We start from the raw sequence: 22,568 nt of genomic DNA on the forward strand, positions 1-22,568 counted from the left end.
TATTACTTTCCAATATGAAATCAAATAAGAAACTGATCTGGAGCCTTATAGTGATGGTTGTGGTGGCCGCCATTTACCGTGTTATCCCTGACAGGCCGTTGGGATTTGCTCCCCAGCTGGCTATCGCACTTTTCAGCGGCGCTATGATCCAGGACAAAAAACTGGCCTTCCTGTTCCCGATCGTGTCCATGTTGTTATCAGATGTGCTCTATGAAGGATTGTTTGCAGCAGGCTGGGCGCCATACGGCGGATTCTACGGCGGAATGTGGATCAATTACCTGCTTTTTGCTTCAGTGACCGTGTTCGGTATGCTGATCAGAAAGATCAATGTAAAGAATGTAGTGGCCATTTCACTGGCTGGTCCTACTTATTTCTTCCTGGTATCTAACTTCCTGACATGGGCCGGAGTAGGTGACTGGATCGAATACCCGAAAACCTGGGAAGGGCTGATGGCCTGTTATGCAGCCGGTCTTCCTTTTTATAAAGGCAGCCTGATCGCTACCCTCGGATTCAGCGCCCTGTTCTTCGGAACATGGTACCTGGTAGGTAAGAAAGAAACTAAAACAGTAGTGGCAGCCTAAGCTGTTGCAATATATTTTTCGGAGGGGCTGACCAAAAAAGGTCAGCCCTGTTTATTTTTCGCCGTGCCCGGTCGCTCGCGTCCCCGCGAGTGACTGCTCCCCATCTGTCAGGTTCTTCTATATTATGATATTCAAATAATAAACAGCCTTTATTTAAGATCCTGGTTTATGGAATATCGGGCATAGATTCCCATTATGTGGAATGGGTAAATTTGAAAAATCTCAGGGGTGATGGTGATTCGTCATTGTTTTTAAGTAATTAATTACTATAAATTTGCGGTTAGTTGCACCAGTGATGTGATGACCGTACTCAAAATATCGCCGGTGTTCAATTATTAAAACCCTAATACGCTATGACCCCGAATTGTACCCGGCAGAGAAACCCTCTGAGAGGTTTCCTGTGTATGCTTGTAAGTACGGCAGCTCTTTCATTGATTTTCTCCTCCCGATTGATGGCACAGGTAGCTACTACTACTGTGTTTGCGGGTGCTGGTGGCACCCCCGACTACTACGTTGACGAAAACAACGATGCACTTACTGCTAAATTCGCCTACCCTGGCGGTATTGCGATGGATGCCGATGGAAATCTGTATGTGTCAGATGGCAACAATCGTGTTATCCGCAAGATCACGCCTGACGGTAAAGTAATCCTGGTGGCAGGTGTTCCTAAACAGGCGCATTCAGGCAGCATACCACCAACTCCTTCCGGACCGGCACTTTCAACGCCCTTGCTCGGGCCTTTCGGACCGATCGCTGTTGCTGGTAACGGTATCGTGTATTTTGCCGGTACCGGGGACTATCATGGAAAGATCGTGAACGGAAATGTTTCTTATTTCCGTGCGAAGAGCATGACACCTAATACTACACTTGGTAATTCCAGGGCTTTTAAGATCTATGGCAATACCATGTACCGGGCCTCTGGAGGAATGGTGAGCGTGGTAAACCTGGCCACGGAAGAAGAATACAAACGGTTTACTATTCCAAACACCACGGCTGGTTCCAACCACGAAGTTCGTGCACTGGCCGTAGACCCAAGCGGTACCTGGCTGTATGCACTGTCCATCAACGGAACCCTGGCCAGGGTCAATCTTCAGACAGATGTGGTGACCGTTCTGGTCTCCATGGCCCAGAGTACGTCTGAAATGTGGATCATTACTGGTGACCTGGCTGCAGATGCATCAGGTAATGTATATCTGATGGGCACGCACGACAGAACCATCATCAAATGTGCAGCGGGTACATGGGCCAGGTCAACCGTAACTTCCACTGCTGTTAATGGCGGGGTGAGCGGAATGGTGATCGCGCCCAATGGCGACTTTTACATATCAGACTACAAACTTCACAGGATTTATCGAACAAGGTGGCTCCAGAATAATGCGAACCTGAGTGCACTGACCACCAGTACAGGAACCCTGAGCCCTGCATTCGTCAAAACCACCATCTCTTATACCATGTCAGTTCCCAATGACGTGGATAAGATCAGTGTAACACCCACCGTAGAGCAGGCGGATGCCACTATAAAGGCCGGGCTTTCCGGCTCACTGGCCAGCCTGGCCAGCGGTACTACCTCTCCGGAATATAATCTGGCAGTAGGTACGAATACGATCCAGGTAGCCGTAACGGCGCAGAACGGAGCAGTACGTACTTATAGTATAGTTGTCACCAGGATGGGTATACCGCCGCCAACCCCTATCAATTTTACTACAACAATGGCAAGGTTAGGCGTGAACCTTACCTGGGAGGCAGCTCCCGGTGCCAACCGGTATAAAATATACCGGGGAACCACCGCTGAAAACCTGACACTGCTGACTGCAACACCTGTTTCAGGCACCACCTATTCTGATAATACAGCACAGATCGGCACCACTTACTATTATGCTATTGTGGCCATGGAGGCTGCAGGTGCTGAAAGCCCGCAGGGAACTGCTGTTCCGGGCGCAAGGAATACGCCGCCGGTTGTTTCCAACCTGCAGACAACAGGCTTCTTCATGGTAGGAAAGCGACTTACAGCTGAATATGATTATTCCGATGTTGAAAACCACGGGAACGTGAGCACCTATCAGTGGTATCGCTCGAATACGGCCACAGGAACTGGCAAAGCTGCCATCAGCCAGGCTACCAGTAATAGCTATTCGATTACCGCAGCCGATCTTGGTAAATACCTGAGTGTGCGTGTTACACCCAATGATGGTATTTCTGCCGGTACTTTCAGGGAAAGCGGACTGATGTTGATACAGGAAGGCGCCCTGCCAGTGAAGCTCGCCGCTTTTACTGCAAAACAGGTGAATAGTGGCATCCAGCTGAACTGGCAGACGGCCACCGAGATCAATAGTTCATTCTTCTTGCTCCAGCGCAGCTCCGATGCCAGGAACTGGAAGGAGATCGCCAAACTAAATGCTGCTGGCGAAAGTAATTCGGTTATTCAATACGGTTATACTGACAGGACCCCTGCTTCCGGGCGCAATTTTTACAGGCTGATGATGGTGGACAGGGATGGTTATACAGAGTTCAGTGATATCGTCATCGCAGGCGCAAATGCCGTTCAGAAAGGTATTTCATTGTATCCCGTTCCTGCAGGGAGCTTTATCTTTGCAGAAGCCGGCAGCCAGGCAAAAGACCTGATCTTCGTTATTACCGATACTGACGGGAAAGAAGTGAAGAGAGGAAGGTTGATGAAACCTGTAGAGCAGATCAATATCAATGACCTGAAGAGCGGTGTATATTACTTTAAGGCAGCCAATAATAATGCGATCAAATTTGTAAAGCAATAAACGCATATACAACTAATGAGAAGGGCAGATACCACTGATGGTGTCTGCCCTTCTCATTTTCAGGTGAAAATATTATCTCATTTCGATTTTCAATTCAGCATGGATCTTGTTTTCCTTATTCTGCTTGTCGAAAAATGCTGTTTTCAGAATATAGGTAGCGCCCGTTTCCATGGGCTTGCCCGTATTCAGCGTGGCGGTCAGCCGCGTAGCTTCCTCCGGCTTGAACCCTTCCGTATTGCCGGCGAATGCATCGGCGATATTCAACATTTCTGTTCCTGCAGTATCTGTGAGCAAAATCTGGCAGCCGGGGTAAACCCTTCCATTTTTTTCTGTAAAGTTGGATACGCCCGAAGCTACCACCAGCAAGGTAGTGCCCATCGGAATTTTATTACTGGAGAGTTTGTTGCCGTTGCCATCCTCAAGCCATGCGTCTTCAACGCGGAAGCCATTGTATTGGGTGGTAAGCCCCGTGCTGAGGTCTTTTTTTACTCCTTTGCTGAAATTACAGGAACAACAGAAAACGAAAAGCATGGCAATGATGGATAAACGATTCATGTTGGTATTTTTTTGATTGAAGTTGTGTGGCGGGGAGGTGTATAAAAATAATGATTTTAGGGGTTGATTTTGTATTGTTTCTTAAATAAACAGGGGATTGCAGCGCCTGAAACTGCCTTTCAGCGCTTATTGCTTGGATTCACCAGTCTCATTTTGTAGTTTGTTCTCAAAATCCGGTATCTTGAAAAAACTACTCTCACTCCTGGGGCTATGCGCCTCTGTGTCCCTTGCCAGCGGTCAGACGCCGTCTGACACTTCCGGGAAGCTGATCCAGCAAAAAGAGAATATAATTACTGCCAGTACCATCATCAAGGTGGAGAACCTTGGCCTGAATATAAACAGCAATCTTGCGGAGCTGCGGCCCACCGTTTCTGCTGATGGAAAGCATCTTTTCTTCATCTGCCAGAACCATCCTGCCAATACAAAGTATGATGCCATTCCCAATTCACAGGATATCTGGTATGCGGAAAAGGACAGCACCGGCAAATGGAGCGAGGCCCGCCACCTGGGCCCACCTCTCAATACCATGCACTATAACGCTGTGTACTGGATCTCCCCTGACAATAACCGGATCCTGATCCGCGGCGCTTTCATGAATGGCGCTTACAATGGAAAAGGAGTGAGCCTTTGCAAGAGACAGGCAAATGGCAGATGGAGTGAACCACAGATGCTCTATATCCGCAATTACGAGAAATACGACAGAGGACCTCAATCCGGTGCTACCATGGCTCCTGACGGCAGAACCCTTCTCCTGTATATAGCCCCTGAAAAAGGAAATCCGAATAATGATATTTATGTGTGCTTTCTGCAGGATGATGGCAGCTGGAGCGAACCAAAGTCCCTGGGCAAAGTGATCAATCTGCCCGATTATGATGAGATGACGCCTTATGTTGCCGCAGATGGCATCACCATGTATTTCAGCAGTAACCGGCCCGGTGGGTTAGGAGACAATGATATCTGGATGAGTAAGCGCCTGGATAAGACCTGGCAGAAGTGGAGCGTTCCGGTAAATCTGGGAACTCCTATCAATACACCCGACTGGGATGCTTTCTTTACACTGGATGCCGGTGGTGAATATGCTTATCTCACTACCAGTCTTGAAACCTATGGTGAAACCGATATCGTGCAGGTAAAACTGCTGGAACGTGAGAAACCGGACCCCGTGGTACTGGTGAGCGGCAATGTATACAATGCTAAAACAAAGCAGCCCCTGAGTGCTTCGCTGCTGTATGAAACCCTGCCTGATGGCGCATTGGCCGGCAGTGGTGTTTCCGCGCCGGCAGATGGTGCGTTCAATATCGTATTGCCCTATGATAAGAACTACAGCATCCGCGCAACCGCCGATCATTTCTTTGCCATCTCGGAAAATCTGAACCTGGACTCTTTGGTGAAAGAAGGTTACAAAGTGATCCACAAAGATCTTTACCTGGTGCCTATCGAGATCGGGCAGGTAGTACGGTTGAACAATGTATTCTTCGATTTTGATAAATGGGACCTGAGACCGGAGTCCTATGTGGAGTTAAACCATGTAGTGAAATTATTGAAAGAGAATCCTGCTATAGAAATTGAAATGAGTGCGCATACAGACAGCAAAGGTTCGGATGAATATAATTACAAGCTGAGTGATAACCGTGCAAGATCAGTAAGGGAGTATATCATCTCTCAAGGTATTGCTGAAGCAAGGATCATCTCACAGGGTTATGGCGAAACCAAACCTGTTGCCACCAATGAAACAGATGATGGAAGGCAGTTGAACAGGAGGGTGGAATTCAAGATACTGAAGAACTGATCCGGGTCGATTAATTTTCACCACTTTCATATCCCATATCCGGCGGCAGTCCTTTCTGGTCTGCTGCTGTGGTAGCCAGAATATCGCACCGGTTATTGTAGGGATTATCCGCATGGCCTTTTACCCAGATGAATTTTATGTTATGAGGTCTGGCCAGTGCGTCGTAACGCATCCAGAGATCTTTGTTCTTTTTGCCGCCTTTGAAACCGGTGCGGATCCAGTTTCGGAGCCAGCCTTCCTGAACGGCTTTTACCACATATTGGGAGTCGGAGTAAATGGTGATGGTAAGGCCTGGTCTGTTGAGGGCTTCCAGTGCAGCGATCACGGCCATCAGTTCCATTCTGTTATTGGTGGTCTTTCTGAAGCCTGCAGATAATTCCTTTGCTTTCCCTCCCCACATGAGAATGGCGCCATAGCCACCGGGGCCTGGGTTTCCACGGGATGAGCCATCAGTATAAACGATCAGTTCTTTCGACATAATAATTACTTCCGTCAGTCTTTGAATAGCCGGATCTGCCGGTAAAATAATCAACAGATCCGGTTATTTCGAATGGCGGCAAATGTAATCAATTAAACCTGTATCACTCCTGTTTTGAATGGATCGATATTTGGATTGTTATTGGCTGCTGCAATGCCTTCAGCCAGCACGCGCCTGGTATTCAGCGGATCGATGATATCGTCTACCATCAACCTGGCAGCGGCGTAGTAAGCGGAGCTCTGTTCTTCATAACGCTCGCGGATCTTCTCCAGCAACGCTTTTTCTTCATCCGGTGTGAGCTCTTTGCCTTTTGATTTCAGGCTGTTGATCTGGCTCTGCAGTACTGTTTTGGCAGCCTGTTCTCCACCCATTGCGGCGAGTCTTGCATATGGCCAGGCATAGATCTGGCGTGGATCGTATGCTTTTCCGCACATGGCGTAATTGCCTGCGCCGTATGAGTTGCCGATATATACAGTGAATTTGGGGACCACTGAGTTAGCTACTGCATTCACCATTTTTGCTCCGTCTTTGATGATACCGGCATGTTCACTTCTGCTGCCAACCATGAAGCCGGTCACATCCTGCAGGAAAATGAGCGGGATCCTTTTCTGGTTGCAGTTCATCACAAATCGGGCCACCTTATCGGCACTGTCGTTATAGATCACGCCGCCCATCTGCATTTCTCCTTTGTGGTTTTTTACCATTTTGCGCTGATTGGCCACAATGCCAACTGCCCAGCCGTCAATGCGCGCATACCCGGTGAGGATAGTTTTGCCATAATCTTCTTTGAACTGTTCGAATGCTGAATTGTCCACGATCCTTTCAATGATATCGAGCATATCATATGGCTTGGTGGCGTCAGCCGGCATGATGCCGTACAGTTCGTTCGGATCTTTTTTAGGAGGGGCGGGAGCGATACGGTCGAAGCCCGCTTTGGGTGTATGTCCCAGTTTGCTGATCAGGCTTTTGATATAATCGAGACATTCTTCTTCTGATGCGAAGCGGTAATCCGCATTGCCGCTGATGGCGGTATGTGTAACGGAGCCACCGAGGGTGAGGATATCGATATCTTCTCCGATGGCCGCTTTTACCAGGTATGGACCTGCCAGGGCGATGGATGAATTATTGTCCACCATCAGCACCTCGTCGCTCATGAGTGGGAGATAGGCTCCGCCTGCCACGCAGGATCCCATCACTGCGGCGATCTGCGTGATGCCCATGGCGCTCATCTTTGCGTTGTTGCGGAAGATGCGGCCGAAATGTTCTTTATCGGGAAAGATCTCCGATTGCATCGGCAGGTAAACCCCGGCACTGTCTACCAGGTAGATGATGGGCAGGTTGTTTTCCATGGAGATTTCCTGCATGCGCAGGTTCTTCTTTCCGGTGATAGGGAACCAGGCGCCAGCCTTTACGGTCTGGTCGTTGGCTACGATCACGCATTGGCGGCCGCTTACATAACCAATACCGGCAACGGTGCCGCCGGAGGGGCATCCGCCTTCCTCTTTGTACATTTCCCATCCGCAAAGGGCTCCGATCTCGGTGAAGGGTGTGTCCGCATCACGCAGATACTCGATCCTTTCGCGGGCGGTCAGTTTTTTTCTTTCGTGTTGCTTTTCAATGGCTTTCTTCCCTCCGCCAAGGGAAACCTGCTCCCAGCGCTGCCTGAGCTGACTTACCGCCAGCTTCATAGCATCTTCGTTTTTGTTGAATTCCAGGTTCATCATATATCAATCGTTAATTAGAGAGGGGGAATAATATATTGCAAAATAAGGCATATTAACCAGAGCTGGAATACCGTTTTCCGGTAACTGTTTATGTCAATTTTGTTCCTATTTTTAAGGGGTATGTTCACCCGAAATAAAGCCCTTTTTACATTCATTCTGCTGGCGATTGTCATTAAGATCTTTTCCCTGTTCCCGGAAGCGGTGGAGCGATATTATTCCAATGGCATATATCCCGTGATCGGTAAGGTGCAGCGCGCCCTGTTCGGCTGGATCCCTTTCAGCGTGGGAGATATCTTCTATGCCGTGCTGGTATTGCTTTTACTGAATAAACTGGTGGTGCTGGTGAGAAAGTTGAGGAGGAAGGAAACACATAGGGGGTACTGGCTGGCCGGCCTGAAGCAATTCATATGGGTGGTAGTACTGGTCTATGTTTTCTTCAACGGCCTCTGGGCGCTCAATTATAACCGCCTGGGGATTGCAAAGCAACTGAATCTGCAGGTGAGCACCTATACACAGGAAGAACTGGTGGCAGTGATGGAAACCATTACAGAAAGACTGGAAACCCTGGATAGCTCTTCTTTGCTCACCCGGAATGATATCGGTAAAAAGAAATTGCTTTTCAGCAATGCCGTGAAGGCGTATGATTCACTGGCAGTTCATAATCAGAACTTCGATTATTCATTCAGGTCAGTGAAGCCTTCGATCTATAGTTATTTAGGCAATTACCTGGGCTTTACCGGGTATTACAATCCTTTTTCGGGAGAAGCGCAGGTTAATACTACGGTGCCATTGTTTATCCAGCCATTTACTGCCTGTCATGAAATAGGCCACCAGCTTGGTTATGCGAAAGAAAACGAAGCGAATTTCGCGGGTTACCTGGCTGCAAAGCATTCTTCGGATGCGGCTTTCCGTTATTCTGTATATTTTGATCTGTATACTTATAGCTGGTACTACTTATACAATATCGACTCTGCAAAAGCGAAGCAGTTCAGTGCGCGGTTACCGGTGATTGTGAAGAATGATTATAAGGAATTGAAAGAATTCAACCGGAAACATCGCAACCCGGTGGAGCGGGTGATAGATAAGTTGTATGGAGAGTATTTGAAGGCGAATCAACAGCCTTCTGGCAAACTGGCTTATAATGAGGTGATCGCGTGGCTGGTGGCTTATTACAAGAAGAATGGGAAGGACGCTATTTAGCTTCAATATTTAATCCGATGCCCTATTCACTTATTCATTGAATGATTACTCCTCCAATATGAAAAAAAAGACTGCAGAACATTTGAAAGACAATACTCCTTCTTTTATTGGAGTACTAGGAGATTATCTGAAAACCTTATTCAGTTTTGAAGGGAAGAAGGACCTGATAGATAATGCCTCCGGTTCATTAGGATTGCTTGTAAAACTGCTGGGTAAACCTGCCATAGATAATCATTTCGAGAAAGTTAAGGATAAGATGCTGGATGAGTATGGCTTCCATACATACATTCAATCTGCTTTCAGGCAAGCTGCCAGGTCTGTGCAATACCTGAAAGATTCAATGGTGGAGGATAAACCGTTGCAGGAAAGATTGATAGGGTTGCAGAAGGATTTCAATTTGCGGATACAGGAGTTGGAAAAGAAATTCACTTTATCAGTCTTTCAACCGAGATACCACCCGGCGATACAGATGATCAGGGAAATTGTGACAGATGCACTGATTGCTATGGAGCTGGATCAGGTGATGGTGAATGATTTCAGGAAACATTACAATGATGGGATTGAAGCTACTATTGCCGAAGTTTTCGGAGATAATTACGTGGCGCATAAGGAAAAGATAAAAAAGTATCTTTTTCAGGAAAACGAAACGAAGTTGTTGCTGGATATAATAGATAACAAAAAGATCGGGTTTGCAGAGAATGAGGATTTGAAATATGAAGAAACTTATGGGTATTGGTCTCCGCTGGGAAGTGGTTTTAAAAGAGAAAATAGAGTAGATGAGTTTGGTTTTTTTTATGTTAGCCTGGATGAAGATGGAAATGAGAGGCAGGAGCCAGAATTGAAAAAAGTAGAAGCTCTAATTGATGAGTATTTTTCTGTAGATCCGGATAATCATGTTGATAAAATTCTTTTTTTGATTGCTGATTTCGGGAAAGGGAAGTCTGTTTTTTTAAAAAAATATGCAGCTCAACTAGCTCAGTCTTATCTGAATACTGGAGATGGTTTGTTCCCGGTTTATTTTAATTTAAGGTCTTTTGCTAACTATAGGAGCGATACGCCAAACGGAGTGTTGGAAGATTTTTTGCTTACCAAATATGCGATAAGAATCAACTCTGATTATTTTAAACAGAAACGTTTCATGTTTCTCGTGGACTCTTTAGATGAAAGTTGCGACCTGACAAAAAGTGAGATTGAAAAAGTTATTAGTTCGGTAAAAAGGATCCAGAATCTTGATAAAGCTATCATTCGCAATAATAGGATCATTATCACTTCCAGGCCTTTCGATGATGTTTTAATTAATCAGGTGTATGCCAATAAGCCTTATGAGATAGTGCATGATAAAGTACGAAATAGTTATTTTGTGGCATTGTTCGGGTTTCAAAAGGAACAGTTTAATGATTGGATTAATTGTAGTCTGCTTAGTTATGCAACGACCGCAAATATAATCGATGATTCAAGTTTTGTTAGTAGTATATTGAATAGGATAAAAAATGAGCAAAATCCAGATGTATATGAGGTTTTACATAGTTCCGGTACTCTTAGTGAAAGTGAACTGCAAAGGCCCATATTTGCTTATATGATCTATCAATTGATCTTAAATAACATTGCAATAAATAGTATAGGAAAGGTTGGGATTTATTTGTCATTTCTAAACCTTCTTACAAAAGAGGCGAAATATGTAGATGATCCTGGTTATAAGAATAAGTTGCAGGACCAATTCGAAGCAAGGAACGTTTTGCATCATATTGCTGCTTTATGGGTTTACGAGAGAGAGAAAGGGAAGCAAGGGGTATTAAAGAAGGCAGATATTTGCCGGCTCATTGGAGGGTTTACCACCATCGAAAGTGATATAGAGGTTTTTGATGAATATCGCAGGAAAGGGTTTAGTGATATTCAGTTTCTTTCTCATTCATATTTTGGTGAAAATGATAACAGACTGCATTTTCAGCATCAGTCTTTTGCTGAAATACTACTGGCGGAGTATTATCTTAAGGTTTTTATTTGCTGCGCATTAGATCGTTCTCTGAACTTGAGCTTCGTTATTTCTATGTTGAAGATAGGAAGCCCAACAGAACAATGCATTGAATTCTTTGTGGAACTATTGTTGTTGTTGAAGGAGACCGTAGGTGAAAGCCCTTCACCGGAAGTAATAGAGAAAAGAAAACTCCTGACTCCGTTGTTGGCATCGATATCGATTGATGCATGTAATCGGCAACTCAACTCCCAGGCACTATATTATAAATGGTATGAGCTGGGGAAAATAAACTCGAATACACGTGATATTCCTCAGCAGTTGTTATTGAATTGGGTGATTGATCAACATGTTATTGATTCGATGGTTGATTTGTGCTTTATGATTGTTTCTAATAATGATAAGTATGTTTTGTCGCGATCAACGCAATTTACTCCTCTTATCAAAGAGGAAGTGACTATGCTTCATGAACAGCATTACAGTAATTCGATATGCATGGAAAAGCATCTGGCATTAATAGCAGGCAATAGATTGTTTAATACCAGAGAAGAATTTTTTGTAAGAAAATTCAGCTCTGATACAATTGTTGACTTGTTGAGAAGTGTTAATAAAAGCTGGTTAAAAAAGGAGTTCAAAGGGATAAAGATAGATGGTCAAAAGCATTCCGACTCCTGGATTTCTCAACGTGTCGCTGGAAATCTTGTGTTGAATGGGTTCGACTTCTCTGATGCGATATTTGATTTTGTCAATTTTTTGGATTGCGATTTTCGGCATTGCTTGTTCGATAATGCTTCACTTCAAAATGTTATTTTTGAACATTGCAGATTTTTTGATAATGATTTTGGTAAATCAAAATTTTATGGTAACGTAGATGTTTCTTCTGTCTTTTTTCTGCGTTTTGGTCAACTGCCACCAGCGATAAGCCTGGGTTTACGTAGTGTTGACCCGTCTTTTGAATTAATATTGCTTATTAATAATCAGGATGCTGTAGATGATTTTTTTGAAGAGGTAGGACCTTTTCTAAAACTTGGATTTAAGCAAAGAAGGTTACTTTCTGATGATGTTTTTTCAGCTATTCATTCCAATAATTCAAGAATTAAGGAAGCAATAATTAAGTATGTTATTTCAATTGAAAATGCTGCAAAGTTTGCATAGGGCTGTGCAATTAATTTAATCAGTATTTATAATTAAGCCTCGGAAAGATATTAATCCATCCGAGGCTTCCCTATATTCTAATTTATCCTAAAACTTATTCTTCCACATCATACTCTCCACCGGCCTGTCAGGCTGACCACTATACTTTGCATTCTTTTTCTGATTGTACTTGATCTCGATCTCTCCTTCAACAGGGAAGTAAATCAATTGCCCAACGGGCATGCCTTTATACACCTTCACCGGCTGCTTCACGGAAATCTCCAGTGTCCAGTGGCCACAGAAACCAACATCACCCTTACCAGCTGTAGCATGAATATCAATCCCCAGCCTTCCGGTAGAAGATTTTCCTTCTAAAAAAGGCACATGGGCATGCGTTTCTGTATATTCTTCGGTTACTCCCAGGTAGAAAATATGCGGATATAAAACAAAACCGTCATCAGGGATCTCGAATACCTCGATCTCATTGTGCTTTTTCGCATCCAGGATATGTTCCCGGTACGTAGCCAGGTGCCTGCCCAGATGTACATCATATGAGTTGCTGCCCAGGCATTGCCGGTCATAAGGCGTGATCTTGATTGTTCCTTTTTCAATTTCTTCCAGTATTCTCGTGTCCGACAGGATCATATTGGTATTTGTTTTGATGAATCAGCAAATAAGTCTTATATCTGCAATCTAAATGCTTAATTCTTACCGTGGGTTTGTTTTATCAACATAATATCAACGGGGGCACAAAAGTAGCAATTTGGCGCATTGAGGAGGACGAAAGTTTTTTCCTCCTGAAAGTTCCCCTGAAAGCAAATGTAACGCATCCTTACAAGCGTCTGCAGCACCTGGCCGGCCGCTATCTGCTGCCGGAGTTAGCCGGGGATTTCCCGCTCTCCGAGATACTCATTGCGGATACTAAGAAACCTTTTCTCGAGAACGAGCAATATCACTTTTCCATTTCCCATTGCGGAAATTTCGCCGCAGCTATTGTCAGCAGCACCGAAAGAGTGGGAGTGGACGTGGAACTGGTCACCCCCCGCATGTACACCATCGCCCATAAATTCCTGCACGAGTCCGAACAGGAGTACCTGGCAGAGTGGGAATACATGAGCAAGGTTCACCTGGAACTCATGACCATCCTATGGTGCGCCAAAGAGGCCATCTTCAAATGGTATGGCAAGGGCCAGCTGAGTTTCCGGGAAGATATGCGCCTTTGCGGACCCGTGGTATTCGGGAGCAGCGACTGGATAGAGCTTCCCTTCGAATTCCGTAAAAACGGGGTAGTGCCTGTGACCATCCGCGCCCGCATCTTCGATCCGCTGGTGATGGCCTATGTAAGCACCGATGAAACATTAAAAGTGTAAAGGATTTATAGTTCCTCTTCCGCTTCTTCCATGGTGTCGTCCAGCAGGTTTAGCTGGATATCTTCCATGCCGGAAATGCCTTCGATGGAACCTTTGATATGCGCCACATTCAGCAGTACTTTTTCCAGTTGTTTCTCCCGGGCCTTCCATAGTTTTTCCATAGCGTCCCTTTCTTTCTGTATGCTGATCCGCATGGCCAGGAAGCCTTCGCGGATGGCCTTCCATTGTTCTCCGAACTCATGGCTGGTGAGATAGTCGTAGAGCAGGTGCATCTTGTCGCCCCGGTTCTGCTGGCTTTTTACAGCCGTATACATTTTCAGGATGCCCTCCCGCAGCACATGGGTGAGCGCAGCCACCTCGGTATAGGAGCAAACCCAAACACCATCCATCAGTCCGAACACTTCCATCTGGTCAGGCATGGCCTGTGTTACCAGTACAGCCACATCAGCGGTGGTAGCACGCATGTCCGCCCTGAGCTTTTCGATCCAGCCTTTTTCAAAGTGTTTGGTGCGTTTGCTTTCGTAGATGATCCTTCCACATTCCTGTCCGAAATTATTGCGGACGGTCTGGATACAGTCTGCCCCGCGGATACCCTTGCCCACTTCCTGAACCATATCGAAAGGGAAGGCCAGGCGCAGCATTTCCTCCAGGGCCAGTTCCTGCACTTCTCCCTGCAGCTGCATGGAACCCTGTTCAGCTTTGCGCTTCATTTCATCGGCCAGCTTTTTCTGGTCATCCAGCTGCTTCAGCAGCTCTTTCTCCCGCATCTGGAATTCCGCTTCGCGGGATGAATGACGCTGCTCCTCGATCTTCCGGATCTCTTCAGCGAGTTTGCCTTTTTCTTCCACCAGCTTACGCTGGAGGGTCAGCTCCAGTTCAGCTTCTTTATCTTTCAGTTCCTGTGCCTGCTTGAGAAAGCCAATCTCTTTTTCGCGGGCGGCCCGTAGTTTCTCTTCATTGTCTTTATTGTTTTCCTCCAGCATTCGAAGTTTGTGCTCGAAGTCGGCACTTATATTTTTACGGAGGTCCTGCTCCAGGCTTTGCTGAAGTTTGAGTTTCTCGGCTTCAAAATAACGTGCAGCGGCCTGTTTTTCCAGTTCAGCTTCGCGCTGCCATTCTTTTTCTCTCAACTGAAATTCCTTTTCGCGGTCTTTCTCTTTTTGCTGAAACTCGTCTTCTTTTTTCGCAAATTCTTCTTCTTTCTTCTTGACGAAGTCTTTCATTTTGTCTCTCAGTTCTTTCTTCACATCCTCTGAAAGAGCGTCGGAAATAGCGAACTCATGTCCACAATTCGGGCATTTGATATCTGCAGCCATCCACCTTCAATTTTTTGCAATTTAGGAAAGATGCTGCGGTTAAAAATGGCATGGGGAAAACACCTGAACAAACTTGATATAATTCTCTTATCTTTACTGCGTTCATTTCCTCCCCGTTCAATCCCCATTCATTTTACTATTTCATTTCTGGTTAAGCTCCGCTTATGTTCAGTATTTACGCTGTTAAATACTGGTAATTCCTGTTTTATTTAAAATCTCAATACATCACTATGGATCCACTCATGTCTGTGATCACGCCCTTTGCTGCCAACTTTGCTCCCAAGGGATGGGCATTGTGTAACGGGCAGATTTTACCCATTGCAACCAATCAGGCTTTGTTTTCCTTGTTAGGAACTACTTATGGAGGGAATGGAACTACCAACTTTGCACTCCCGAATCTGCAGGGCCGCGTGGCCATCGGTGAAGGGCAGGGTCCGGGACTGGCCAATTACACGCTGGGCCAGGCAGCAGGCGCTACTCAAACCACTTTACTGTCCAATAATCTTCCGAATCATATTCACCCTGTGGGAGTGGTTTCGGCCAGTCTCGAATGCGATGGCAGTGCAGCAACCGAGCAATTCCCCGACGGCTTTTACATTGCCGGTGTGAACAATGCCTACAGGGCCAGTCCGGTAACGGGGATCGCGCTTCAGACTCCAACCTATTCCGTGGTGGTAGGCAGTACGGGAAACAATCAGCCCATTCCCCTGATGCCTCCATACACCGTACTGAACTTCATCATTGCTCTTTCAGGAATATTTCCATCACGCAGTTAAAATCAAATTCTATGTTTGAATCAACACCTTATGTTGGCGCCATTACTGTTTTTGCCGGCACATTTGCCCCTGTGGGCTGGCTGCCGTGCGACGGCAGGCTGGTGTCAATTGCAGAATACGACGTATTGTTCAACCTGATCGGCACCACTTACGGTGGAGACGGAATAAACACTTTTGCGCTGCCCGATCTTCAGTCGAGGGTGGCATTGCACCAGGGCACGCTTGCCGGCGGAGGAACTTTTGTGATCGGCGAAATGTCAGGTACCGAAACCATTACCATCACTACGCAACAGATGCCGGCGCATGCTCACCAGCCTGGCGCTGTAACGGGTGCCCCGCCCGCCTCTAATGTGGCCGGCAACCTGAATACGCCAACAGGTAATGTACCTGCACTCGCCCCGCAAAACCTTTACAATGCTTCAGCTGACGGATTCGGAATGAGCCCGGCAGTTGTGGGGTCCGGTACCACGGGAGCCGCTGGCAACAGTCAGCCGACTGATATCATTTCGCCTTACCTGACCATGAAATATATCATTTCCATGTTCGGGATCTATCCTACGCAGTCATAAAAACATTACTAACGGTTACAAATAACTGATATGAGTTACGTTGCATTAGTCACTCCCATTGCCTGCAATTTTGCCCCACAGGGATGGGCATTGTGTCATGGGCAGATATTGCCGATCTCACAATTTACGGCTCTCTTTTCGCTGCTCGGTACCAATTACGGCGGTGATGGAAAATCTACATTTGCATTGCCTGATCTGCGTGGCCGCGCTATCGTGGGCGATGGACAGGGGCCCGGGCTATCGCCCTATAATATCGGACAGTCCGGAGGTACGGAAGCAACAACCCTTAATACCACTCAGATCCCGGCGCATAATCACACGCTTACGGTAAGTGCCACGCTGGGCTGCGCTGCTTCAAATGGTAACAGCACCAATCCGAACAATGCTGTATATGCTCCTTTGAGCAGCGGTAGTAATGCCTTCAGCAGTTCCGGTTCGCAAAGAATGCAGGCCTATAATGTAAATGTAAATACAGCCCCTGCAGGTGCTGGGCTACCGTTCAGCAACAGAAATCCATACCTGACACTTACTTATATTATTTGTCTGCAAGGGATATTTCCACAGAGACCATAAACTATGCGCAGAACAATCGGACTATTATTACCCAGATCAACCGAATACCCCACCATGGGTTTCGATATGCTTGCCGGCCTCAAAGCCGGCCTGGCTTTGCTGGGATCGGAGGAATACCGCTTCGTTACAGAAAATACCGGCTTTGGTGAGAATGCTGTACATAATTATACCTGCGCAGAAAAGATGATCCTGCAGGAAGATGCCGATGTGATCATCTGTTACAGCCAGTTCCTGAATGCAGAACCACTGTATCCTTTGGCAACTTCATCTGGCAAGACCTTCATCTTTCTGGACCCGGGCATGCAGTTGATGACCGTTCCGCAACATGAGCGCTGCTTCCATATCTCTCTTCAGGGTGTACATGCCTGTTCGGTTGCAGGAGCAAGAGCGGCTGCCGGGAACAGGAACGTACTCATCGCCACCAGCTTCTATGATGGCGGGTACCGTGGCCCATGGGGCTGCCACGAGAGCATCATGCAGGCAGGTGGAAAGGTCTGCGGCAATTATGTGAGCGGTTATATAAAATCGGAATTTTCCATTCAGCAATACCTGCACCTGCTGCAAAACTCAGGCGCCGAAGGTGTGGCTGCCTGCTTCAGTACTTACCTGGCTGAGCTCTTCTTCGATGCATTGAAAAATGCCGGCGCCAATGCCACTTCATTGCCTTTTTACTGTTCACCTTTCATGGCAGAGGAAGCCTTATTGAAGAAATGTGATTATCCCGGTGGAACTTTTCATGCTGTGATACCCTGGCATTCATCTCTTGAAAATCAGCAGCAGCAACAGTTTGCAGTAGCTATGAAAAATACGGATAAAGAACCGAATCTCTTTTCCCTGCTGGGATGGGAAGCTGCCATCCTGCTTGAACAGATTTTTACAAAAGGTGCAGCATCATTGAAAGGATGGGCGTATGAAAGCCCCCGTGGCACGGTGAGTATCCATCCGGATACACATCATACCTGCGCTCCTGTTTATTATGGAATGATCCTGCCAGATGAAAATGGAAAGTGCAGATGGCAGTATCAGGAAACCATTACTATAGATTCGGATACTCATACCCGTTACCTGGTGGCTGGGCAGGACCATGTGCAATCCGGATGGAAGAATAATTATTTCTGTATATGACACTCCGGATAGCCATAATTTGTAAGGATCGGATCTGTTTGCCCGCAGTGAACTGGCTGACCGGGTCAGGGTTCACGGTAGCCGTAGGTATGCCTGCAGACGGCCATGAGATACGTCAGGTAGTAGCGTTGCAATGCATGCGGCTTTCAATTCCATTCCAGGTATTTCAGAAAGAAAACCTGGAAGCGGATATGAAGGAATGGATACTTAAATACCGGCCGGACATTGTGCTGGTTAAAACATTTCCCTGGCTGATCCCGTCAGGGATCCTCGGTCTTCCGCCGAAGGGGTTCATCAATTTCCATTATGCACCACTGCCGGAATTTCGCGGTCCCAATCCTTTGTTCTGGATGATCCGTCATCAGATCCGGGATGGAGGCGTGAGCGTCCACCAGATGGATGAATGCTTTGATTCAGGTCCTTTATTATTGCAGCAACCGGTTTCTGTAAACCCTGATTTCACCTATGGTATGCTGGTCAGCCAGCTGGCTTTTGTTGGTCTGCAACTTTGCCAGGCTTTGCTGCAAGCCATGGTTAACGGAATTGACCTGCCACCTGTAACGCAGGAAGGGCAGCTGAAATGGTATCGCCGTCCTCTGGCAACAGACCTGATAATACATTGGGAGCAGATGACTGCACCGGAGATCCGTGCACTCTGCCTGGCCTGCAATCCATGGAACAAGGGAGCGGCCACTTCCTGGAAGGGTTGGCTGTTCGGCCTCACCGATGTTAGTTTACTGATCGATCATCATAATACACACGTACAGGCTCCACTTCCCGGTACCGTGCTTCATGCGGATGCGCAGAACGGTCTACTGGTATCATGCCTGCATAACCAGCTTCTGAAGGTCAATGTGATCTACAGCGAAGAAGGTTTCTTCCCCGGTCATCAACTCGCTTCATTCGGAATCAAGCCCGGAGACCGGCTGGGTAATTACACGTCAATGTCACCTGTTTCATCTCCTCCTGAAACCTATTCCACATCAACCTTATATCAATCATAAAAAAAGTGCAATGACAAATCATTTACTTCGAAAAATTAACGGCAATTACTTACTGCTGATCACAATGATATTGGGAACATGCGTAGAGTTGCAGGCGCAGCAAAGATGGACGAGTGTGGTCCAGGCAGGAGGAAGCGGTGGCGCGGAAACCGGAAGAGGTGTTTGTACAGATAATTCCGGCAATGTCTATTACATTGGTACATTCAGCGGCTCCAATATCGATTTCCAGCCGGGAGCTGGCTCAACGCTGTTATCGTCTTCCGGTATCCAGGATATCTTCATTACAAAATATGATGCCAGTGGAAATTTTCAGTGGGCCGTAAAGGCAGGTGGTACCAGTCAGGACCAGGGCATAGGCATTGCCGCTGACGGCACCAATGTGTACATCGCCGGGTCATTTACCGGTAGCGCTGTTTTCGGTGGACTGGGCAGCAGGTCTGCAACCGGTGCCTCCGGTACGGATGCTTTTGTAGCAGCACTGGATGCCAGCAATGGTAATTTTATATGGGTGCAGGTATTCGGCGCTTCAGCAGTGGGTGGTGATGCGGCCCATGGCGTTTGCGTGGATGGTGCCGGTGGATTGTATGTAAGCGGTACATTCAATGGCAGCGCTACCATTGCGGGGGTGCCTCTTACAGCTACCGGTGGTTCAGGTGGAGATCTGTTTGTGGCAAAGTTCACTGCCGCTACGGGTGCAGGTGTTTGGGCAGTGAAAGGCGGTTCCACTGCTTCCGGGGATAACGGTACCGGATCAGCGATCTGTTATCATCCCGGTCTTCATGAACTGATAGTAGGAGGCTCTTTTAATGGATCCAATGCCATATATGGAGCTTTCGGTCTTACGAATACAGGTAATAACGATGCAGTACTGCTGGAACTGGATGCGAATGACGGCACCTTTCTGGCGGCCCATGGTTTCGGTGGCTCAACTGCCGGAGATGATGATATCGTTTCTGTTTGTTACGATCCATTGAGTGAGGACGTTTTCTTTACAGGTTTTTATACGGGAAATATAACATTCACGGGGAATCCGCAACTGACCAGTGCCGGACTGGGAGATATACTGGCAGGCAGGTACAGTCCCGACAATAACACATTCCTGTGGTCAGCCAGTGCGGGAAGTTCGGGGGAAGACCGTGGATACGGCATCGCCAGCAATGGAAGGGGAAGCGTGTACATAGCCGGTTATTACAGCGCAGCCATGAGCTTTGGCAGTACCAGCCTGATGGCAGCAACAGCTGCTCCTGAAATACTGGTTGGCAGCTTTGCTGTGGCAGATGGCGCCAAACAGTGGGCGCTGAGCGGTTCGGGAAATGATGCCTCACTTGCCGACCAGGCCAGGAGCATTGCTGTGAATACTTCCACGGGAAGGATTGCGGTGACCGGACAGTTCGGCGCACTGGCAACATTCAGCTCTTTTAGCTTTACATCAGCAGGGAGTGTAGACATCTTTATGGGCAATGTAGCGGCAGCCCTGATGGCAAACGTTACCAATACGCCACCCGATTGCGAGGTGGGCTGTAACGGAACAGCCACGGCTACTGTATCCGGAGGCGTACTGCCGATCTCTTATTCCTGGAGCGGTGGCGGTGGATCAGCAGCTACTGCTTCCAATCTTTGTCCGGGTAACTACACCGTCACCATCACTGACGCTATCGGACAGGTGCTGAATCCCGGCACCACTATTACATTCCCCGCAGTCAGCATCGCCAACGAAGATGGAGCAACTACCACATCCATCATAAACAGCAGCAATCATATCATTGCCAATTCTGCCTGCCGCCTCATTGCAACGGTAGAGCCCAATGGCGTCAATCCGGTCAACGGGCTGGTAAGCGCTTTCGTGAAGTTTGAGACTTCCGTACCGGTACATCCTGCAATTACCGGTGATCCTTATGTTCAAAGGCATTACCAGATAACACCAGTTTCAGGAGCATCAACCGCCACGGCAAGGGTGACCCTTTATTTCACGCAGGCGGAATTTGATGCCTTCAATGCTCACCCGGGATCGATCCGTGACCTGCCGGGTAACAGTGGTGATGCCGCTGGCAAGGCCAATGTACGCATCGGTAAATACCCGGGTAATTCAAGTGATGGCTCAGGATTACCGGCAACATATACCGGACCGGTGGAGGTAATCGACCCGGCTGATGTGGACATTGTTTTCAATGGGACAGAGAACCGCTGGGAGATCAGCTTCAATGTGTCTGGCTTCAGCGGATTTGTACTGCAAACCAATTCAGCTCCGCTGCCCGTGACCTGGCTGGAAGTTTCGCTGTTCACTGATGCGCTGAAACATGCACAGCTCAAATGGAAGGTGCAGGAATCCGGTGTGGCCGGTTATGAAGTGGAAAGCTCTGTGGATGGCGGTGCATTCACTTCCATTGCCACTATTCCTTCAAAAGGTGATGGAGAACATGCTTATACATATTCGGATCCGGCATCGTATATGGGTAAGGTTTATTACAGGATCAGACAAACGGATAAAGACGGCCGGTCCACTTATAGTCAGATCATGATCCTGAACAACCAGTCGGGTGGAGGTACCGTTACTGCCTATCCGAACCCTACAAATGGAATGGTTAGGTTGAATGTAACGGACAGGAGTGTGATGAATACGGTAGCCAGGTTGTATAACAGCGATGGGCGTGAGTTACAGCAGATCTATATCAGGCAGACCGTTACTCCGGTTTCGCTTACAGGATATGCAAAAGGCACTTATTTCCTGCGGTTGAGCAATGGACAATCCCTGAGACTGATCAGGAAGTAATATTAATTAATAATGTAAAGTCATGGTGCTGGGAACGACTCAGTACCGTGACTTTTTTTATTTCTAAAGGTTTCCATGTATTTAAACTTCTTAGTCAATTCTGATATGAATAAAAATGAATATTTTTATGCCTCTTTTAGCCTCATCCTTTGATTGTTTGTTAACCTAAAACATTTTATCTCATCCTTTCTCAATGGAAAACCTAGTAAATGAGCAGGAGATCTTAAATCGGGTGGCGGCGGATGACAGGGATGCGTTCAGACGGGTATATAACCACTATTATGCGGCAGTACAACAGTACGTGCTGTTATTTTCATTTGATCTTTCCATGCAGGATGAGCTCACTCAGGATGTTTTTGTTCGTGTTTGGGAAAAGAGGCATAAACTTACCAATGTTGATTCCTTCGAGAACTATCTCTTCAAAATAACCAAGAACCAGGTATTGAATTATATCCGTGGCTGCCGGGTGCAACAGCGGATCAAAGAGGCACAGCAATTGTCCAACGAGCCTGTAACCGAGGATACGGACCATAAAGTACAGCTAAGTCAATACTACCGGATGGCCACAGATGCCATCGAGCAACTGCCGGCGGGCCGGAAACAGGTATTGAAAATGAGTATCGATGAAGGGCTTACCCTGGATGAGATCGCTGAAAAGCTCGGGATCTCCAAATCAGGGGTAAAGAACCAGCTTTATGCGGGAATCGCCCATGTCCGCCAGTACCTGGAACGCAATGGAGGCGTTTCTACCATGTTATATGTATTCCTGTCACTGCTTGATCAATAATTTTTTTCTTCCCGGAAATGCAGTCCGGATAAGGGATTCTAAGTTTTTTCAAAAAAAAACTGAAATTTTTCAAA

General features: G+C 46.9%; 18 protein-coding genes. 13 read left to right on the plus strand and 5 right to left on the minus strand.

The genetic code is table 11. The annotated features are described in order from the left end of the window. Positions 1–14: 14 nt before the first annotated feature. Both ACTHMC_RS14505 and ACTHMC_RS14510 read left to right on the plus strand, forming a co-directional pair. Positions 15–581 carry a DUF6580 family putative transport protein gene (locus ACTHMC_RS14505; RefSeq protein ID WP_440414041.1) on the plus strand — a complete coding sequence of 189 codons (567 nt, stop codon included), beginning with the start codon at positions 15–17 and terminating at the stop codon, positions 579–581. Positions 582–1,033: 452 nt separating this feature from the next. Then, complete coding sequence (locus ACTHMC_RS14510; RefSeq protein ID WP_440414043.1) at positions 1,034–3,352, plus strand: cadherin-like beta sandwich domain-containing protein; 2,319 nt, start codon at positions 1,034–1,036, stop codon at positions 3,350–3,352. 72 nt (positions 3,353–3,424) lie between these two features. On the opposite strand, the gene ACTHMC_RS14515 is transcribed toward ACTHMC_RS14510, so the two are convergent. Next, positions 3,425–3,907 carry a hypothetical protein gene (locus tag ACTHMC_RS14515; protein WP_440414045.1) on the minus strand — a complete coding sequence of 161 codons (483 nt, stop codon included), beginning with the start codon at positions 3,905–3,907 and terminating at the stop codon, positions 3,425–3,427. Between the two features lie 181 nt (positions 3,908–4,088). Here ACTHMC_RS14515 and ACTHMC_RS14520 point away from each other — a divergent pair, with 181 nt between their 5' ends. Further along, positions 4,089–5,696, plus strand: coding sequence for an OmpA family protein (locus ACTHMC_RS14520; protein ID WP_440414046.1), 1,608 nt, complete (start codon positions 4,089–4,091; stop codon positions 5,694–5,696). A 10-nt stretch (positions 5,697–5,706) separates the two neighbouring features. Here the strand turns inward: ACTHMC_RS14520 and rnhA are convergent, their stop codons facing one another. Both rnhA and ACTHMC_RS14530 read right to left on the minus strand, forming a co-directional pair. Next, on the minus strand, positions 5,707–6,174 hold the full coding sequence (rnhA, locus tag ACTHMC_RS14525; protein ID WP_440414048.1) for a ribonuclease HI: 468 nt from the start codon (positions 6,172–6,174) through the stop codon (positions 5,707–5,709). A 92-nt stretch (positions 6,175–6,266) separates the two neighbouring features. After that, positions 6,267–7,898, minus strand: a complete 1,632-nt coding sequence (locus tag ACTHMC_RS14530; RefSeq protein ID WP_440414050.1) for an acyl-CoA carboxylase subunit beta — start codon at positions 7,896–7,898, stop codon at positions 6,267–6,269. A gap of 120 nt (positions 7,899–8,018) precedes the next feature. On the opposite strand from ACTHMC_RS14530, the gene ACTHMC_RS14535 reads away from it, so the two are divergent. Further along, the gene (locus ACTHMC_RS14535; protein ID WP_440414051.1) at positions 8,019–9,098 is read left to right on the plus strand and encodes a DUF3810 domain-containing protein; all 1,080 of its coding nucleotides are present in this window, start codon (positions 8,019–8,021) and stop codon (positions 9,096–9,098) included. A 58-nt stretch (positions 9,099–9,156) separates the two neighbouring features. Then, positions 9,157–12,225, plus strand: coding sequence for an NACHT domain-containing protein (locus ACTHMC_RS14540; RefSeq protein ID WP_440414052.1), 3,069 nt, complete (start codon positions 9,157–9,159; stop codon positions 12,223–12,225). An 87-nt stretch (positions 12,226–12,312) separates the two neighbouring features. Here the strand turns inward: ACTHMC_RS14540 and dcd are convergent, their stop codons facing one another. After that, positions 12,313–12,849 carry a dCTP deaminase gene (gene dcd, locus ACTHMC_RS14545; protein WP_440414053.1) on the minus strand — a complete coding sequence of 179 codons (537 nt, stop codon included), beginning with the start codon at positions 12,847–12,849 and terminating at the stop codon, positions 12,313–12,315. Positions 12,850–12,917: 68 nt separating this feature from the next. Here dcd and ACTHMC_RS14550 point away from each other — a divergent pair, with 68 nt between their 5' ends. After that, positions 12,918–13,574, plus strand: coding sequence for a 4'-phosphopantetheinyl transferase family protein (locus ACTHMC_RS14550; RefSeq protein ID WP_440414054.1), 657 nt, complete (start codon positions 12,918–12,920; stop codon positions 13,572–13,574). A gap of 5 nt (positions 13,575–13,579) precedes the next feature. Here ACTHMC_RS14550 and ACTHMC_RS14555 read toward each other — a convergent pair whose 3' ends face one another. After that, positions 13,580–14,890 carry a DUF2130 domain-containing protein gene (locus ACTHMC_RS14555; protein WP_440414056.1) on the minus strand — a complete coding sequence of 437 codons (1,311 nt, stop codon included), beginning with the start codon at positions 14,888–14,890 and terminating at the stop codon, positions 13,580–13,582. Positions 14,891–15,120: 230 nt separating this feature from the next. Between ACTHMC_RS14555 and ACTHMC_RS14560 the strand changes: the two genes are divergently transcribed. The 7 genes from ACTHMC_RS14560 (at position 15,121) to ACTHMC_RS14590 (ending at position 22,494) form a co-directional block, all read left to right on the plus strand. Then, on the plus strand, positions 15,121–15,666 hold the full coding sequence (locus tag ACTHMC_RS14560) for a phage tail protein (protein WP_440414057.1): 546 nt from the start codon (positions 15,121–15,123) through the stop codon (positions 15,664–15,666). Positions 15,667–15,677: 11 nt separating this feature from the next. After that, positions 15,678–16,235, plus strand: a complete 558-nt coding sequence (locus tag ACTHMC_RS14565; protein ID WP_440414059.1) for a phage tail protein — start codon at positions 15,678–15,680, stop codon at positions 16,233–16,235. 30 nt (positions 16,236–16,265) lie between these two features. Beyond that, the gene (locus ACTHMC_RS14570; RefSeq protein WP_440414060.1) at positions 16,266–16,808 is read left to right on the plus strand and encodes a phage tail protein; all 543 of its coding nucleotides are present in this window, start codon (positions 16,266–16,268) and stop codon (positions 16,806–16,808) included. A 3-nt stretch (positions 16,809–16,811) separates the two neighbouring features. Continuing rightward, positions 16,812–17,933 carry an ABC transporter substrate-binding protein gene (locus ACTHMC_RS14575; protein WP_440414062.1) on the plus strand — a complete coding sequence of 374 codons (1,122 nt, stop codon included), beginning with the start codon at positions 16,812–16,814 and terminating at the stop codon, positions 17,931–17,933. After that, positions 17,930–18,937, plus strand: a complete 1,008-nt coding sequence (locus ACTHMC_RS14580) for a methionyl-tRNA formyltransferase (RefSeq protein ID WP_440414063.1) — start codon at positions 17,930–17,932, stop codon at positions 18,935–18,937. Before ACTHMC_RS14575 ends, ACTHMC_RS14580 begins: the two co-directional genes overlap by 4 nt. A 10-nt stretch (positions 18,938–18,947) precedes the next feature. Further along, positions 18,948–21,707 (plus strand): T9SS type A sorting domain-containing protein, encoded by a 2,760-nt coding sequence (locus tag ACTHMC_RS14585; RefSeq protein ID WP_440414064.1) that lies wholly within the window; start codon positions 18,948–18,950, stop codon positions 21,705–21,707. 193 nt (positions 21,708–21,900) lie between these two features. After that, positions 21,901–22,494 (plus strand): RNA polymerase sigma factor, encoded by a 594-nt coding sequence (locus ACTHMC_RS14590; RefSeq protein WP_440414066.1) that lies wholly within the window; start codon positions 21,901–21,903, stop codon positions 22,492–22,494. The last annotated feature ends 74 nt before the right edge of the window (positions 22,495–22,568 follow it).

The organism is Pseudobacter sp., from assembly GCF_051955275.1.
Lineage (GTDB): Bacteria > Bacteroidota > Bacteroidia > Chitinophagales > Chitinophagaceae > Pseudobacter.